Genomic DNA, 14,689 nt, shown 5'->3' on the forward strand with positions numbered 1-14,689 from the left:
CGGCCGCGCAAACGCCCCGCTTTTGCCAATCCCGAATCCCAAATCCCCAATCCCAGCCCTAAACAGGCCCGGGCCAGGCATTGAGGATGGTGCAGAACAGCCGTGCGGTCTGTTCGGTGTCGTAGACCGCGCTGTGCGCATCGGCGGTGTTCCAGTCCAGACCGGCCGCCTGCGCGGCACGCGCCAACACGGTCTGCCCGTACGCCACGCCAGCCAGGGTCACCGTGTCGAACACGCTGAAGGGATGAAATGGATTGCGCTTGTGCTCCACGCGCGCAACAGCGGCGTTGAGGAAGTTCAAATCGAAATGCGCGTTGTGGCCAACCAGGATGGCGCGCTGGCACCCATATTTCTTCACCGCGGCGCGCACCGGTGCGAACACATGGTCCAGCGCGTCCTTTTCCTGTTTGGCAAAACGGAACGGGTGATCGAGCACGATGCCGGTAATCTCCAGCGACTTGGGGTCGATCTCCAGTCCTGGGGCCGGGACCAGATGCGCGCTGGCGGTTTCGCCGGGGAAAAAGCGCCCGTCGGCACCCATTTCGATCGGCACGCAGGCGATTTCCAGCAATGCGTGTTTGTTCCAGTCGAACCCTCCGGTTTCTACATCCACCACCACAGGCAGATAGCCGCGGAAACGCCGCGACATGGGCAGAAAGGAGGTGGCAGGCTGCGGGTCGACCGGTTCGTTCATCCGCATAGCCTAGCAGGTCGCACCCTGGGCCCGACCGGTGCACCCGCCCTCGGTGTATCCGTCTGCGGTCTGGCGCATCTGGTCGGCAGGCAAAGCGCTACTTGTCACCGCCACGGCGCTGCCGAGACGGCGTGCTTGGGCGTGCGAATGGACCGCAAAGCAGCGGGCCGGTGACGTCCAGCGGTCTAGCTCAGAACGGCGAACAAGACCGGGTGAGCAGTCGTCAGCAGGGGGGGGCCGCACAGGCCCGGAGTGCACACGTGGCCTGCGCCTCACTGAGTACATGCCGCGCTTATCCGGCGGAGCGGAGTTGCTTCAAGAGCAAGTCGCGCCCTCACCAGAGAGTCGCCTGTGAGAAACTCATCCGCGCGCGTTCCCGCCAATAAATCAGCATCGATCAAGCGGAACGCACAGAGCTTTCGTGCGGGGCGCCATGGGCCGCTCCGGCTGCACTCCGCTGTCTACCGGCCACGACGTCACGCAAAAGAAGGCCCGATCCGCGTTGCCACGGATCGGGCCTGCCTAGTGACACGGATGTCTCGGGATCAACCCCCGCCGACGACGCTGGCGATCAGGCCGGTCGCGATGGCAATCAGCACGTATTGGTTATCCACGCGACGCCACTCATGTCCGCGCGGCGGTTGCTTCAAGTGATGCTTGCGGTAATCGGCGACGCGGTTACCGCGATGGTCTGGTGCCAGGCGCTCGCCGCGACGGAAGGGCGGGCCATGGCGATCGTTGCGGTGATCGTCGTGATGTGCGCTGCGCCGATCATCGTGCTTGTCGTTGCGATGCTCGTCATGCCGGTCCGGGCCGTGATCGTCGTGACGCTGCTGTGCAATGCGGTCGCGATCGCGATCGTCGTGCTGCTGGGGCGCGGCTAACGCGGCTCCCGAGGTCAGCAGCGATACAACCATGAAAGATCCGATGAGACGTTTCATCTGCGTACTCCTGCGTCACAGGAACGGCCTGTGTGCAATCCCACCGTAGGAAATTTTAGCTGAATACGTAATGAAATAAAGCTTTCCGCTGTTTGTCGGCAGCGCGTGCCGACACCCAACGACGATCAGATCACGCCGGTGGTGCTGGTGTCGTCTCGCTTCAGGCGCGGCGGCAGCGGCTGTTCGCCATGCACCAGGAACCACACGTTCTCGGCGATGTTGGTCGCATGGTCGCCGATGCGTTCCAGGTTCTTGGCCATGAACAGCAAGTGCGTGCACGGCGTAATGTTGCGCGGGTCTTCCATCATGTAGGTCAGCAGCTCGCGGAATAGCGCGGTGTACTGCGCATCCAGGCGTGCATCTTCGTCGCGCACGCGGATCGCCGCATCTGCATCCTTGTCGCGGTACGCCTGCACCGCCTCGCGGACCGCATCGGCGGCCATCTGACCCAGCGCACGCAGGCCCACCGTCTGCGGCAGCGGCGGCGCGGAGTTGAGTGCGATCGAGCGCTTGGCCACGTTCGCTGCGTAATCGCCGATGCGTTCGATATCCGCAGGAATCCGCAGGCCGGCCAGAATCTCGCGCAGATCGCGCGCCATCGGGCCGCGCAACGCCAGACGCATCACGTCGTGGCTGATCGCGTGTTCCAGTGCGTCGATCGCTTCGTCGTTGACCACGATGCGATGCGCGGCGTTGTCGTCGCGACGCTCCACCACATCCAGCGCCGCTTCCAGCTGCGCCACTGCCGTGTCGCCCATGCGCACGATCTCGGCGACAAGACGGTGCTGCTCCTCGTCGTAGCTTTTGACGATATGGTCGTTGAGGTGCTGGTTCATCGTGATCTCGATTCGTGGCAGTGGTAGATGTCCGTCAGCCGCGCCGAATGACGTGCAGGGCAGGGCGACGGAGCTGCTTCAGTGCGGGCGTTGCGGTGCGTCGCCTTACATCAACCGAAACGGCCGGTGATGTAGTCCTCGGTCTGCTGCTTGGACGGCTGGGAAAAAATCGTTTCAGTGCGGTCGTGCTCGATCAGATCGCCCAGATACATGAAGGCGGTGTAATCGGAGACGCGCGCGGCCTGCTGCATGTTGTGGGTCACGATCACGATGGTGTAATCGCGCTTGAGTTCTTCCACCAACTGTTCGATACGGCTGGTGGAAATCGGATCCAGCGCCGAGGTGGGTTCGTCCAGCAGCAATACGTCCGGCCGCAGCGCCACTGCGCGCGCAATGCACAGGCGTTGCTGCTGACCGCCAGACAGGCCCAGCGCACTTTGCCCCAGCTTGTCCTTGACCTCGTCCCACAATGCGCCCTGGCGCAAGGCCTGTTCCACGCGGTTCTGCATGTCGGGCTTGGACAGTTTTTCGTGGTGGCGGATGCCGTAGGCAACGTTTTCGAAGATGGTCATCGGAAACGGCACCGGCTTCTGAAACACCATGCCCACCTTGCTGCGCAGGCGATTCATCGGGTATTTCGGCGACAGGATGTTTTCGCCATCCAGCAGAACTTCGCCGCGCGCTTCCATCTTCGGGTATAGCGCGTAGATGCGGTTGAAGATGCGCAGCAGGGTCGATTTGCCGCAGCCGGAGGGGCCGATCAGCGCGGTGACGCGCTTTTCCGGAATCTCGATGTCGATGCTTTTGAGCGCGTGGTACTTGTCGTAATAGAAATCCAGATTGCGTGCGGCCACCTTCACCGGCGCCTGCGCCGTCGGCGCCCCCTTGGCGGCCGGAACAGCGATGCGATGCATCGGCTTGGCGTTTTGGAGATCGTTCATGTCGGGTGTCCGGAAAGAAAGGTCAGTCATTGGAAATCTTGTTACGCAACAGCAGCGCACGTGCGCCCAGGCTCACCAACAACACGAACACGGTCAGCACCAGTGCGCCGGACCAGGCCAGGGTCTGCCAGGATTCGTACGGGCTGCCCGCAAACTGGTTCATGATCACCGGCACGCTGGCCATCGGTTGGAAAATGTTGCTGTTCCAGTATTGATTGCCGAATGCAGTGAACAGCAGCGGTGCGGTTTCGCCGCTGATGCGCGCCAGCGCCAGCAACACGCCAGTGAGAATGCCGGCCGAAGCCGCGCGGTACAGCACCTGCACGGTGACCTTCCACTGCGGAATGCCCAGCGACAAGGCTGCTTCGCGCATCTGCGCCGGCACCAGCCGCAGCATCTCGTCGGTAGTACGCACCACCACCGGCAGCACGATGAAGGCCAGCGACAGTGCGCCGGCAAACGCAGAGAACCGCCCGCCGGTCTGCATCACGTACAAGGTGTAGACGAACAGGCCGAGCACGATCGACGGCGCAGACAACAGGATGTCGTTGACGAAGCGCACCACGATGCCGGCCTTGCGCGCATTGCCATACTCGGCCAGCCAGGTGCCGGCCGCCACGCCCAACGGCGTGCCGATCGCCAGCGCCAGCCCGCACATCACCGCACTGCCGAAGAAGGCGTTGAGCAGGCCGCCTTCCTGCATCGGCGGCGGTGTCATCTTGGTAAACAGATTGAGGTCGATGCCGGGCACGCCCTTGGACAGCAGCGTCCACAGAATCCAGGCCAGGAAGAACAACCCGAACAATGCAGTGACGCACGACAACAACAGTGCCACCACATTGGTGACGCGACGCCGGTTGTACAGCGATTGCGAGACAGAGGAAGCGGACATCAGTTGCCCTCCCGACGCGACAGCTGCATCAGCATGAAGCGCGCGATCGCCAGCACGATGAAGGTCACGATGAACAACACAAAGCCCAGCAGCAGCAAAGCCGAGCGATAGGTTTCGGTGGCCTCGCCGAAGTCATTGGCGATCAATGCGGCGATGGTGGTGCCGGGCTCCAGCAGCGACGGCGACAGGCGCACCGTGTTGCCGACCACAAAGGCCACCGCCATGGTTTCGCCCAACGCGCGTCCCAGCCCCAGAAACACGCCGCCGATCACCGCAGAGCGCGTGTACGGCAGCACGATGTCCCAGCTGACTTCCCACTTGGTGGAGCCCAGCGCGTACGCCGACTCCTTCAGGCGCGTCGGCACGGTCAGAAACACTTCGCGCATCACCGAGGAGATAAACGGGATCACCATGATCGCCAGCACGAATCCTGCGGTGAGCAGGCCGATGCCCAGCGGCGGACCCTGAAACAACGGGCCGATCACCGGCAATGTGCCCAGGTGATCGTTGAGCCACGGCGTCACGTGTTCGGTCATCACCGGCACCAGCACGAACAGGCCCCACATGCCGTAGATGATCGACGGAATGCCGGCCAGCAATTCGATTGCGGTGCCTACCGGCCCACGCAACCAGCGCGGCGCCACCTCGGTGAGAAAGAACGCGATGCCGAAACTCACCGGCACCGCAATCACCATCGCGATCAAGGCGGTGACCAAGGTGCCGTAGATCGGCGCCAGTGCACCGTACTTGTTTTCGACCGGATTCCAGTCGGCGGAATAGAAAAAGCTCAGGCCCTGCATCTGCAGTGCGTGGCGTCCGCCCCACAACATCGACAGCGCTGCGCTGCCGAGCGCCAACAGCACAAACACCACGGTGGCGGCGAGCGCAAGCTTGAACAGGCGGTCGGCGCGCGCATCGCGCAGGTCGCGGCCGCGGGGGGCGGTCATCGCTTCGGGAAGGGCGGTGGCATTCATTCGATTGAACTCGTCACCCGCACATCGGCGGGAGCGTGAGACATCAGGAACGGTGAGGCGCCCGCAGGCACCTCACCGCCGCGCAGCCCGCCATGCAGGCGGGATGCAGGCATTACTTGAACTCGCTGCCCCAATAGGCTTGGATCTGCTTCACCAGCTCCGGCGGCAGCGGCACGTAATGCAGCTCGCTGGCCTGGGCCTGGCCGTTTTCCAATGCCCACTTGAAGAAGTCCAGCGTCGCCTTGCTGCGCTCGGCATCCTTGGCCTGCTTGTGCATCAGCATGAAGTTGGTGGCCGTGATCGGCCAAGCCTTCTCGCCCGGCGCATTGGTGATCACCAGATTGAAGTCCTTGGCATTGGCCCAGTCGGCGCTGGCAGCAGCGGCGGCAAAGCTGTCTGCATTCGGCTCGACCCACTGGCCGGCGGCGTTCTGTAGCGAGGTGTACGGCATCTTGTTCTGCAGCGCGTAGGCCAGTTCGACGTAGCCGATCGACCCCTTGATCTGCTGCACATACGAGGCCACGCCTTCGTTGCCCTTGCCGCCGACGCCACCGGGCCACTGCACCGAGGTGCCTTCGCCGACCTTGCTCTTCCACTCCGGGCTGACCTTGGACAGGTAGTTGGAGAAGTTGAAGGTGGTACCCGAGCCATCGGAGCGGTGCACCAGATTGATCTTGGTCGCCGGCAGGGTCACGCCCGGGTTGGCCGCGACAATCGCCGCGTCGTTCCACATGCTGACCTTGCCCAGGAAGATATCGCCCAGCAGCGCGCCGGTCAGGCGCAGCTTGCCCGGGGCGATGCCTTCCAGATTGACCACCGGCACCACGCCGCCGATGGCGGACGGGAACTGGCCCAGGCCGGCCTGTTGCAGCTCGGTACTATCGAGCGGCTTGTCGGTCGAGCCGAAATCCACCGTGCCGGCCTTGATCTGGGCAATGCCGCCGCCGGAACCGATCGACTGGTAGTTGACCTTGTTGCCGGTGGCGGCGTTGTAGTCGGCCGACCACTTGGACACCAGCGGGTAGATGAAGGACGCACCGGCACCGGAGATTTCCGCAACCTTGCTGTCGCTTGCGGTGGCGCCTGCGCTGGGAGCGCCCTTGGCGGCATCGCCGGACTGCACGTCCTTGCCGGGCGAACACGCAGCCAGGGCAAGGGCGATGGTGAGGGACAGGGCGGTCAGACTGGCCGACTGCAATTTCATGGAAGCTCCGAGGCTGGATTGGCCGGGTGTCCGGCAGACCACGCTATGAAATGATGTTTTTGTTACACGCTCATGACAGTGCCTTCGGGAGAGGCATCACAAAAAAAGACGCGGACCGCGGAGGGCATCGCACCCCCCGGGATCCGCGTCCCGGTCCCGACGCCGGGGAGAGAGACGGCGTCGTTCCTGTTCTGTTGAGAGTGACCAGTCAACGTGACATGCAGGTGTCAGGCAGGCCCGGCCAGTGCGCGCCAAGCCCGTGCTCGCACGTCACCGCTGTCGTCAACGGCAGTTGCGCACACCTGACGATGTGCGCAACTGCGTCGATGCACGCGTTTAGCGCGGCAGGTTCTTGGCCCAATACGCTTCGATCTGCGTCACCAGGCTGTCCGGCAGCGGCACATAGTCCAGCTGCTTGGCCTGGGCATCGCCCTTGCTGTAGACCCAGCGGAAGAACTCCAGCGTGTTCTTGAGGCCAGCGGCGTTCTTGGGCTTCTTCTGCACCAGGATGAAGTTGGTGGCAGTGATCGGCCAGGCGTTGTCGCCCGCGGCATTGGTCATCACCAGGTAGAAGTCCTTGCTATTGCCCCAGTCGGCGCTGTTGGCCGCGGCGGCAAAGGTTTCATCGGACGGTTGCACGAACTTGCCGGCAGCGTTCTTCATCGCGGTGTAGGACATCTTGTTCTGCAGCGCATACGACAGCTCGACATAGCCGATGCCGCCCTTGATCTGCTTCACATAGGCAGCCACGCCTTCGTTGCCCTTGCCGCCTATGCCGCTCGGCCACTGCACGGCGGTGCCTTCGCCCACCTTGCTCTTCCAGTCCGGGTTGACCTTGGACAGATAGTTGGTGAAGTTGAAGCTGGTGCCCGAGCCATCGGAGCGATGCACCACGGTGATCTTGCCTTCGGGGAGCTTCACGCCCGGGTTGAGCGCGGCAATGGCCGGATCGTTCCAGGTGCTGATCTTGCCCAGGAAGATGTCGCCCAGGGTCTTGCCGTCGAGCTTGAGCGCGCCCGGTGCGATACCGGCCACGTTGACCACCGGCACCACGCCGCCGATCACCGACGGAAACTGCGCCAGGCCGGCAGCGGCCAGTTCTTCCGGCTTCAACGGGGCGTCGGAGGAACCGAAGTCCACACTGGCCGCCTTGATCTGGGCAATGCCGCCGCCCGAGCCGATCGATTGATAGTTGACCTGCTTCTTGGTGGCGGCGTTGTAGTCGGCCGACCATTTGGACATCACCGGGTAAATAAAGGACGCACCGGCGCCGGTGACATCGGCAGCCTGGGCACACAGTGCCAGCGAGGCGGCGAGCACGCCGACGGCCAGACGGGTCTTGAAGGAGTGGGTCACGGAACAGCTCCAGAGAGGGTAGGGATCACGACGTCCCGCAGTCGCGCCATTGCAGGGCAGCGGCATGACCGTGAGGTGTCGAAGAGATGACAGGAAGAAGATGGCGTTATCCAACGCACGCCGGGGAATGCCGGGTCGCGTTGAGGTGCACTTGGCCGCCGCATCCGCTCAAGCGCGTGCACGGTGGCCAACGGTGCGGACACTTACCAATAGAACTGCGCGCGTGCTTCGATGATCGACGGGTTGTCGTCGACCAGACCACGCGTGGCGCTGCTGTAACGTGTGCTTTCCACCTTCGCGTAGTCGAGTGCGAACTTGAAGTTGGAGCGCCAATACCAGTTGGCACCGATCGTCCACACGTTCATTTTGCCGCCCAGCACGCCGTCCACGAACGGAGTGTTGCCGTTGGCGATCAGGTGGCCATCGTTGAGGTCCAGCGTGTCGTAGCGCGCGGCCAGCTGCCACAGGCCCGATGCCGGCTCGTTCGGCAGCGGGGTGGTCGGCACGCCGGCCTTGTAGCCCCATGTTTCGCCAGTGATGTTCCACACGCCGCTGACGTACCAACCGTCGCTCTTGTAATCCTGCGCGTTGTTGCCGATGCGCTTGGCGGTCTCCTGGAAATATTCGCTCTGCAGCTTGAACGGCCCGGTGACCCACATCGCTTCGGCACCAGCCACGCCCACGCGATCCACATTGGTGATGGCGCCGCTGTCGATCAGACGGATGGTGGTGAGGTCGGCGTCCGGACGTGCGCGCAGACGCAGGGTGTCGTCGTCGGTGTCGTAACCCAGGTAGCTCAGGCCGAAGTGCAGCACGTTGCCGCTTTCGTTGATCGGCGCCCAGGTGCCGCGCGCGCCGTAGCCGCTGCCATGGGCCTGGTTGCGGGTCAGTTCGCGGCCGAATGCGCTGGCAGTCACGCTCCAGTTGTTGTCACCCATGCCGTACGCCACGCCCAGCCGGCGCGAGATGCCGTAGGTATTGGTCACCGACGCCTTGGAGACGAAGTCGTTATTCTTGGTGCTGGATAGTTCTTCCAGGCTGTTGGGCTGCTTGAACTGACCGATCTGCAGGTAGTTGTTGGCGTTGCCGCCAAACTTGTACTTGACGTTGTTGTCCAGAAAACGGCCGGTGCTGCGGATGGTGGTACCGCGGATGGTCACTTCCTTCAGCACGCTCGGGTCGTACCCGGCCACCCATTCGATGTTGCCCGGGCCTTTGCCTTTGAGCACCAATTCAGCGCGACGGATGCTGAACTCGGAATTGTCGCCATTGGCGCCGATCGGACCGTTGAGGTCCTGCACATCGTTATGGAACCAGTTGCCGTCGGCCTGGACCAGGCCTTCCAGCGAGACCTCGGAACCGCCGATCACATCGATGGCGATTTCGGCATGCGCGGCCGGTGCGGCAAGTGCCAGGAGTAGTGCTGCGCCAAGCAGGGTGGGAGCGAGTTTCATAGATGCCTTGCGACCTGAGAAAGTGGGCGCAGGCTATGGCGTGAAAGTTGCGTTAATGTGACAAAAACACGGAAACGTAATAAATGATTTTTGCCAATAAAGACAAGGATTTACGATGGTTTGTACTGTGTCATCGTGTGTCAAAAATCTGAACGTGCTCGCCATGTGACAGTGCACTGCATCACGCTGGGCCGGCAGCACTAGAGGCTGCCTGATCAGGCGACCTGAACCGGAACCCTTACCAACTGAACATATATGTCAGGTTGTGCAACGCACCACTTGCGCAGGCAGGTTCTAAATTGTTAGTTTCGAGGCCATGTTTCCTCGATTCCTCCAACTGCTGTTGGTCTGCCTGCTCGCGCTCACCGCGTGGTCGGCAGCCAATGCACACACGCGCATCTACGATGCGTTGGTGGGCGACGGCGTTGCGGTGATGGTGGAAGCTGGCGAAGAACGCGATGCAGCAGAAGATCCGCAGGACGATGGCGATACACAAAGCCAAGTCGACACACAGCCTGCAGACGATATCCCCTTGCTCTCCCAAGCTTGGCCGATGCTGGCGCGGTATTCCCCTTCTTGGCACGCGCATCATGCGCCGGCAAATCAAAAACGCGACCTGATCCCGCAACTGCGTCCTCCAAACGCGCTGCTTGGCTGATCCCCGCTGTCGCTGTACCCGGTGCACTGCGCGCCGGATTTCTTATTGATTTGTTTGTCTTTGCAATTCGCGGTTTGCGCCGCGGACGGCTATTCGTTGCCTAGAGGAATCTCCCATGGAAAGTTTGCTAGAAGGTTTTCGTCATTTCCGTAAAGAAGTGTATCCGCGCCAGAGTGCGCGCTTTCAGGAACTGGCCGGCGGCCAAAGCCCGCATACGCTGTTCATCACTTGCGCCGACTCGCGCGTTATGCCGGAGCTGATCTTCTCCGCGCAGCCCGGTGAATTGTTCGTCTATCGCAATATCGGCAACGTGGTGCCGCCTTACTCCCAGCACGTCAGCGGCGTGGTTGCGGCGATCGAGTACGCCATCGCCGTTCTGGGCGTGCGTCACATCGTGATCTGCGGTCATACCGACTGCGGCGCGATGAAGGCAGTGCTCAAGCCGGAATCGCTGGAAGATGTTCCGTCCGTGGCGGCGTGGCTCAAGCACACCGATGCGGCACGTCACGTCACCGCGCATCACGGCCACGATCCGCACAGCCAGGACGCGTTGACCTGCATGACCGAAGAAAACGTGGTCTCGCAGCTCGACCACCTGCGCACGCAGCCGGTGGTTGCAGCCCGTCTGGCGGCAGGCACCTTGCGGATCCATGGCTGGATCTACGATATCGCCCACGGGGAGATCCGCGCCTTCGATGCCGAGAAGGGCGGCTTCCGCCCGTTGCTGGCCGAAAGCACTCCAGAAGCCACTCCGCGTCCGCGACTGCAGCAAGTCGTCCGCGCTGAACTCGTCTGACGGAGTCGATCATGAACACATCAGGTATCGGCGGATATTTCCGTCAGGGACTGTTCGGGCGTGATTTGTTGTCGTCTGTCGTGGTCTTTCTTGTTGCGCTGCCGTTGTGCATGGGTATTGCGATCGCGTCCGGAATGCCTCCGGCCACAGGTCTGATCACCGGCATCATCGGCGGGCTGGTCGTTGGCTTTCTGGCAGGCTCTCCTTTGCAGGTGAGCGGTCCGGCCGCCGGCCTGGCTGTGTTGGTGTTCGAACTGGTGCGTGAGCACGGCGTTGCCGCGCTTGGGCCGGTGATCCTGGTGGCCGGTGCGATTCAGCTGGTTGCCGGTCTGTGCCGCGCGGGTGTGTGGTTCCGCATGACATCGCCGGCCGTGGTGGCCGGCATGTTGTCGGGCATCGGCATCTTGATCGTGGCATCGCAGGCGCATGTGTTGATGGATGCCGCGCCCAAGGCGCGTGGTCTGGAAAACTTCGCTGCATTGCCTGCCGTGTTGTGGCAGGCGATCAGTGCAGGCACCGGCCGCACCGCATTGTTCGTGGGTCTGGCGACGATCGGCATCATCCTGGCCTGGGACAAGCTGCGTCCGACGCGTCTGCGCTTCCTGCCGGGTGCGTTGATCGCGGTGGTGGCGGTGACCGCGACGGCGCAGCTGCAGGGGCTGGACGTCAATCGTGTCGACGTTCCGACCAACCTGTTCTCGGCGATCACCATCCCCAGCTTCTCCGACATCTTTGGGGTGTTCAACCACACCTTGCTGGTATCGGCGGTGACCTTTGCCTTTATCGCCAGCGCCGAAACGTTGCTGTCGGCGGCGGCGGTAGATCGCATGCACCAAGGCGCACGGACGCAGTACGACCGTGAGCTGGCGGCGCAGGGCGTTGGCAATATGCTGTGCGGCTTCCTGGGCGCATTGCCGATGACTGGCGTGATCGTGCGTAGTGCGGCCAATGTCCAGGCAGGTGCAGCCACGCGGACCTCGACCATCCTGCATGGCGGTTGGTTGCTGGTCTTCGCAATGCTGCTGCCGTGGTTGTTGCGGATGACGCCGGTGGCATGTCTGGCCGGCATCCTGGTCTATACGGGCGTGAAGATGATCAAGATCGGGCAGGTCAAGGAGTTGGCGACCTATGGTCGTGGAACTGCGGCCATCTACCTGGCGACCACCTTCGCGATCGTGGCGACCGACCTGCTGACCGGCGTGTTGATCGGCTTCGGCCTGTCGCTGTTCCGTCTGGCCCTGCATTCGTCGCGTCTGAAGGTCGAGGTGCGCGAGCACGCCGACAAGAAGGACGAAATGCATCTGACCCTGCAGGGGTCGGCAACGTTCCTGAAAGTGCCGGCAATGGCGCGGACGCTGGAAAGCGTGCCGCCGAACACCGCGCTGCATCTGGACGTGGCCAAGCTGCATCACGTCGACCATGCCTGCATCGAGTTGCTGCGTGATTGGAGCCGGAATGCGGCTTCGCGCGGATGCGAGCTGGTAGTGGATTGGAAGGAGCTGGACCGCCGCGTCGAAGGTCAGCCGACCGTGGAAAGAACGTTGGTGGGCGAACCGCGCAAAGCGGCATAAGTCAGTGACAAACGCCCGGCGTTCGCGCCGGGTGACATCTGTCGTGACCGGATGATGCATGGCGCCGAAAGACGCATCATCCGGTCGCGATTTTTTTTGACGGTGAATCGGCAATCGGCAATTGGCAATTGGCAATGGCAAGCGCAACGGCTTGCGTGCTGACGGCACCAGGGGGCGAACGCGGATCTGCGTGTCCCTGTTTTGGATGTGATGGCTGTGCTAAAGCATGTCAGCCATGGTGTCTTGAAGCGGCTCACCAGACGTGGCGAGAGTCTCGGGGATGTGGGCGGCGCGCTCAGGACCGGAATGTATGAGTCGTACAGCTGCAGCCGCACCGAGCGCTGGCAGCGCCCGCTGGTGGTGAGCGCAGTCGTTCTTCAGCTGCGCTTGGACCGGGTCAGCGCGTCGAAGCTGGCGGCCGTTCGGCTGCCGCCGGGGTCTTGTCGCGGTAGCGGCACAGGTCATGGATCACGCAGCCCGGGCAATCGGGTTTGCGCGCCTTGCAGACGTAGCGTCCGTGCAGGATCAGCCAGTGGTGTGCGTCGTGAAGGAATTCTGCAGGGATGACCTTGACCAGTTTGTCTTCGACCGCGCGCACGTCCTTGCCCGGTGCAAGGCCGGTGCGGTTGGAGACGCGAAAGATATGCGTGTCCACGGCCATCGTCGGTTCGCCGAATGCGGTGTTGAGCACCACATTGGCGGTCTTGCGGCCGACGCCGGGTAGGGCTTCCAGTGCTGCACGATCGTGCGGCACCTCGCCGCCGTATTGCTCGAGCAGGATGCGGCAGGTAGCGATGACGTTCTTGGCCTTGGCGTTGAACAGGCCGATGGTGGCGATGTAGCGCTTCAGTCCTTCTTCGCCAAGATCGAGAATGTCGCGCGGGGTATTGGCGACCGGATACAACTTGCGGGTGGCCTTGTTGACGCCGACATCGGTGGCCTGCGCGGACAGCAACACTGCGATCAACAGCTCGAATGGCGTGGTGTATTCCAGCTCGGTGGTCGGGTGTGGATTGAGTTCGCGCAGACGCTCGAACATTTCCTGTATTTCAGGCTTGCGCATGCCGCTGCTGCGGCGCGCTGGCGGTGCAGGGCGTGCAGCGTTCAAGACGGCGTTCCTCCCGCTGCCTTGGCTTTGGCACGCGCCAGGATCGCCGCGGCCAACGGCGGCAACGCGGCCGCTGCCGGCTGGCTGGGTGCTGGTGCGGGCGTGCGCCGCGCGTCGCGTTCGGCGGCGCGGCGTTGCAGCCTAGCGGCACGTGCGCGATAGCGTTCGCGCGCGGCCCAGGCAGCGCGCAGGCGCTGTTGTGCGGCGAGCAGTGCCGCCACGACCGGTGCATTCGCTGCATCGAGGTGCGGGGCCGGCCGGTAGTCCATCAGGCCAAGTTGCAGTGCACGATCGAGATCGTCCGCTTGCACGCAGTCGAACAAGCGCATGGCCAGTGCGCGCGGTGCCGGTAGGGTGGCGTGCGGCATCACGGTGCTCAGCGGTTGTGGAACTGTGCGGGGCGCTTGTCGAGGAAAGCGCGGGTGCCTTCGCGCATGTCCTCGCTGGCGAACAGCAGCGCAAATTGTGCGGTTTCCAGCTGCAGGCCTTCTTCGATGCCGCATTCGCCGCCGAACACGACCGCATCCAGAATGCCGCGCAATGCCAGCGGCGCGGCGCTCGCCAGGCGTTGGGCCAGGGTCTGGGTTTCTTCCTGCAAGGCGTCGGGCTCGACCACGCGATTGACCAAGCCCAGTTGCAGTGCGCGCGCTGCATCGATCGGCATGCCGAGCAGGCACAGTTCCAGTGCTGCGGCACGGCCGGTCAGGCGCAACAGGCGCTGGGTGCCACCGAAGCCGGGAATCAGGCCGAGATTGATTTCCGGCTGCCCCAGCCGTGCGGTGGATGCGGCGATGCGCAGATGGCAGGCCATTGCCAGCTCCAGTCCGCCGCCGAGCGCAAATCCGTTGATCATGCCGATCACCGGTTTGGGCATGCGTTCGATCCGGCGCATCAAGCGCTGCCCGACCAGCGAAAATTCCCGGCCGTCCATCGCCGACAACGCGCTCATTTCGGCGATGTCCGCGCCGGCCACGAAGGATCTGGGCCCGGCGCCGGTGAGGACCACCACGCGCACGTCGTCGGCGCTTGCCGCGTCCACGAACGCCTGGTCCAGCGCCAGCATGGTGTCGCGGTTCAATGCGTTCAGTTTGTCCGGCCGATTGACCGTAATGGTCCGGACACTGGCGTGATCGGCGATCAGAATGACGTCATTGGACATGGCAAACCCTTGCGAACGTAAAAAAATAGTAAATACGGAACTTCCGAAAGCCTTGCTGGTCATAGCTTTCGTGATAAGTAGCGGTTCGGTATCGCGGCCGCTATC

The 14,689-nt window shown here is 63.0% G+C and carries 15 protein-coding genes; 3 read left to right on the forward strand and 12 right to left on the reverse strand.

Features of this window, described 5'->3' with window-relative positions:
• Positions 1 to 58: 58 nt before the first annotated feature.
• The 9 genes from rnt to ACZZ0O_RS14330 all read right to left on the reverse strand — a co-directional run bounded on the left by rnt (position 59) and on the right by ACZZ0O_RS14330 (position 9,292).
• A complete protein-coding gene (gene rnt / locus ACZZ0O_RS14290) occupies positions 59 to 700 on the reverse strand; it encodes a ribonuclease T (protein ID WP_463591079.1) in 642 nt (213 codons plus the stop codon).
• A gap of 539 nt (positions 701 to 1,239) precedes the next feature.
• The gene (locus ACZZ0O_RS14295) at positions 1,240 to 1,635 is read right to left on the reverse strand and encodes an RcnB family protein (protein WP_463591080.1); all 396 of its coding nucleotides are present in this window, start codon (positions 1,633 to 1,635) and stop codon (positions 1,240 to 1,242) included.
• Positions 1,636 to 1,760: 125 nt separating this feature from the next.
• Entirely contained in the window at positions 1,761 to 2,471 is a 711-nt protein-coding gene (gene phoU, locus ACZZ0O_RS14300; protein WP_055844762.1) for a phosphate signaling complex protein PhoU, read from the reverse strand.
• 110 nt (positions 2,472 to 2,581) lie between these two features.
• Entirely contained in the window at positions 2,582 to 3,412 is an 831-nt protein-coding gene (gene pstB / locus ACZZ0O_RS14305) for a phosphate ABC transporter ATP-binding protein PstB (protein WP_039420807.1), read from the reverse strand.
• 22 nt (positions 3,413 to 3,434) lie between these two features.
• Positions 3,435 to 4,304 (reverse strand): phosphate ABC transporter permease PstA, encoded by an 870-nt coding sequence (gene pstA / locus ACZZ0O_RS14310; RefSeq protein ID WP_115512051.1) that lies wholly within the window; start codon positions 4,302 to 4,304, stop codon positions 3,435 to 3,437.
• Positions 4,304 to 5,278 carry a phosphate ABC transporter permease subunit PstC gene (gene pstC, locus ACZZ0O_RS14315; RefSeq protein WP_039420811.1) on the reverse strand — a complete coding sequence of 325 codons (975 nt, stop codon included), beginning with the start codon at positions 5,276 to 5,278 and terminating at the stop codon, positions 4,304 to 4,306. The genes pstA and pstC overlap by 1 nt, the downstream gene beginning before the upstream one ends.
• A gap of 112 nt (positions 5,279 to 5,390) precedes the next feature.
• Positions 5,391 to 6,482, reverse strand: a complete 1,092-nt coding sequence (gene pstS / locus ACZZ0O_RS14320; RefSeq protein ID WP_463591081.1) for a phosphate ABC transporter substrate-binding protein PstS — start codon at positions 6,480 to 6,482, stop codon at positions 5,391 to 5,393.
• A gap of 336 nt (positions 6,483 to 6,818) precedes the next feature.
• On the reverse strand, positions 6,819 to 7,838 hold the full coding sequence (pstS, locus tag ACZZ0O_RS14325) for a phosphate ABC transporter substrate-binding protein PstS (protein ID WP_161963033.1): 1,020 nt from the start codon (positions 7,836 to 7,838) through the stop codon (positions 6,819 to 6,821).
• Positions 7,839 to 8,041: 203 nt separating this feature from the next.
• A complete protein-coding gene (locus ACZZ0O_RS14330) occupies positions 8,042 to 9,292 on the reverse strand; it encodes an OprO/OprP family phosphate-selective porin (protein WP_115527518.1) in 1,251 nt (416 codons plus the stop codon).
• Positions 9,293 to 9,629: 337 nt separating this feature from the next.
• On the opposite strand from ACZZ0O_RS14330, the gene ACZZ0O_RS14335 reads away from it, so the two are divergent.
• The 3 genes from ACZZ0O_RS14335 to ACZZ0O_RS14345 all read left to right on the forward strand — a co-directional run bounded on the left by ACZZ0O_RS14335 (position 9,630) and on the right by ACZZ0O_RS14345 (position 12,317).
• Positions 9,630 to 9,950, forward strand: coding sequence for a hypothetical protein (locus ACZZ0O_RS14335; protein WP_193552544.1), 321 nt, complete (start codon positions 9,630 to 9,632; stop codon positions 9,948 to 9,950).
• 115 nt (positions 9,951 to 10,065) lie between these two features.
• Complete coding sequence (locus ACZZ0O_RS14340; RefSeq protein WP_055844743.1) at positions 10,066 to 10,746, forward strand: carbonic anhydrase; 681 nt, start codon at positions 10,066 to 10,068, stop codon at positions 10,744 to 10,746.
• An 11-nt stretch (positions 10,747 to 10,757) separates the two neighbouring features.
• Positions 10,758 to 12,317: a SulP family inorganic anion transporter gene (locus tag ACZZ0O_RS14345; protein WP_055844740.1), complete on the forward strand. Its 1,560-nt coding sequence runs from the start codon at positions 10,758 to 10,760 to the stop codon at positions 12,315 to 12,317.
• Positions 12,318 to 12,714: 397 nt separating this feature from the next.
• Here the strand turns inward: ACZZ0O_RS14345 and nth are convergent, their stop codons facing one another.
• From nth to ACZZ0O_RS14360, 3 genes are read right to left on the reverse strand one after another with little or no spacing between them, the layout of a single operon-like run.
• Positions 12,715 to 13,380: an endonuclease III gene (gene nth / locus ACZZ0O_RS14350; RefSeq protein ID WP_463592456.1), complete on the reverse strand. Its 666-nt coding sequence runs from the start codon at positions 13,378 to 13,380 to the stop codon at positions 12,715 to 12,717.
• 41 nt (positions 13,381 to 13,421) lie between these two features.
• Complete coding sequence (locus ACZZ0O_RS14355) at positions 13,422 to 13,793, reverse strand: hypothetical protein (RefSeq protein WP_463591082.1); 372 nt, start codon at positions 13,791 to 13,793, stop codon at positions 13,422 to 13,424.
• A gap of 8 nt (positions 13,794 to 13,801) precedes the next feature.
• Complete coding sequence (locus ACZZ0O_RS14360) at positions 13,802 to 14,584, reverse strand: enoyl-CoA hydratase/isomerase family protein (protein ID WP_463591083.1); 783 nt, start codon at positions 14,582 to 14,584, stop codon at positions 13,802 to 13,804.
• Positions 14,585 to 14,689: the final 105 nt, after the last annotated feature.

This window comes from Xanthomonas sp. AC360 (genome assembly GCF_979258225.1).

Coding starts and splice junctions, on each gene's coding strand:
- rnt (WP_463591079.1), bottom strand. CDS start 700: ATGCGGATGAACGAACCGGTCGACCCGCAGCCTGCCACCTCCTTTCTG.
- ACZZ0O_RS14295 (WP_463591080.1), bottom strand. CDS start 1,635: ATGAAACGTCTCATCGGATCTTTCATGGTTGTATCGCTGCTGACCTCG.
- phoU (WP_055844762.1), bottom strand. CDS start 2,471: ATGAACCAGCACCTCAACGACCATATCGTCAAAAGCTACGACGAGGAG.
- pstB (WP_039420807.1), bottom strand. CDS start 3,412: ATGAACGATCTCCAAAACGCCAAGCCGATGCATCGCATCGCTGTTCCG.
- pstA (WP_115512051.1), bottom strand. CDS start 4,304: ATGTCCGCTTCCTCTGTCTCGCAATCGCTGTACAACCGGCGTCGCGTC.
- pstC (WP_039420811.1), bottom strand. CDS start 5,278: ATGAATGCCACCGCCCTTCCCGAAGCGATGACCGCCCCCCGCGGCCGC.
- pstS (WP_463591081.1), bottom strand. CDS start 6,482: ATGAAATTGCAGTCGGCCAGTCTGACCGCCCTGTCCCTCACCATCGCC.
- ACZZ0O_RS14330 (WP_115527518.1), bottom strand. CDS start 9,292: ATGAAACTCGCTCCCACCCTGCTTGGCGCAGCACTACTCCTGGCACTT.
- ACZZ0O_RS14340 (WP_055844743.1), top strand. CDS start 10,066: ATGGAAAGTTTGCTAGAAGGTTTTCGTCATTTCCGTAAAGAAGTGTAT.
- ACZZ0O_RS14345 (WP_055844740.1), top strand. CDS start 10,758: ATGAACACATCAGGTATCGGCGGATATTTCCGTCAGGGACTGTTCGGG.
- nth (WP_463592456.1), bottom strand. CDS start 13,380: ATGCGCAAGCCTGAAATACAGGAAATGTTCGAGCGTCTGCGCGAACTC.
- ACZZ0O_RS14355 (WP_463591082.1), bottom strand. CDS start 13,793: ATGCCGCACGCCACCCTACCGGCACCGCGCGCACTGGCCATGCGCTTG.
- ACZZ0O_RS14360 (WP_463591083.1), bottom strand. CDS start 14,584: ATGTCCAATGACGTCATTCTGATCGCCGATCACGCCAGTGTCCGGACC.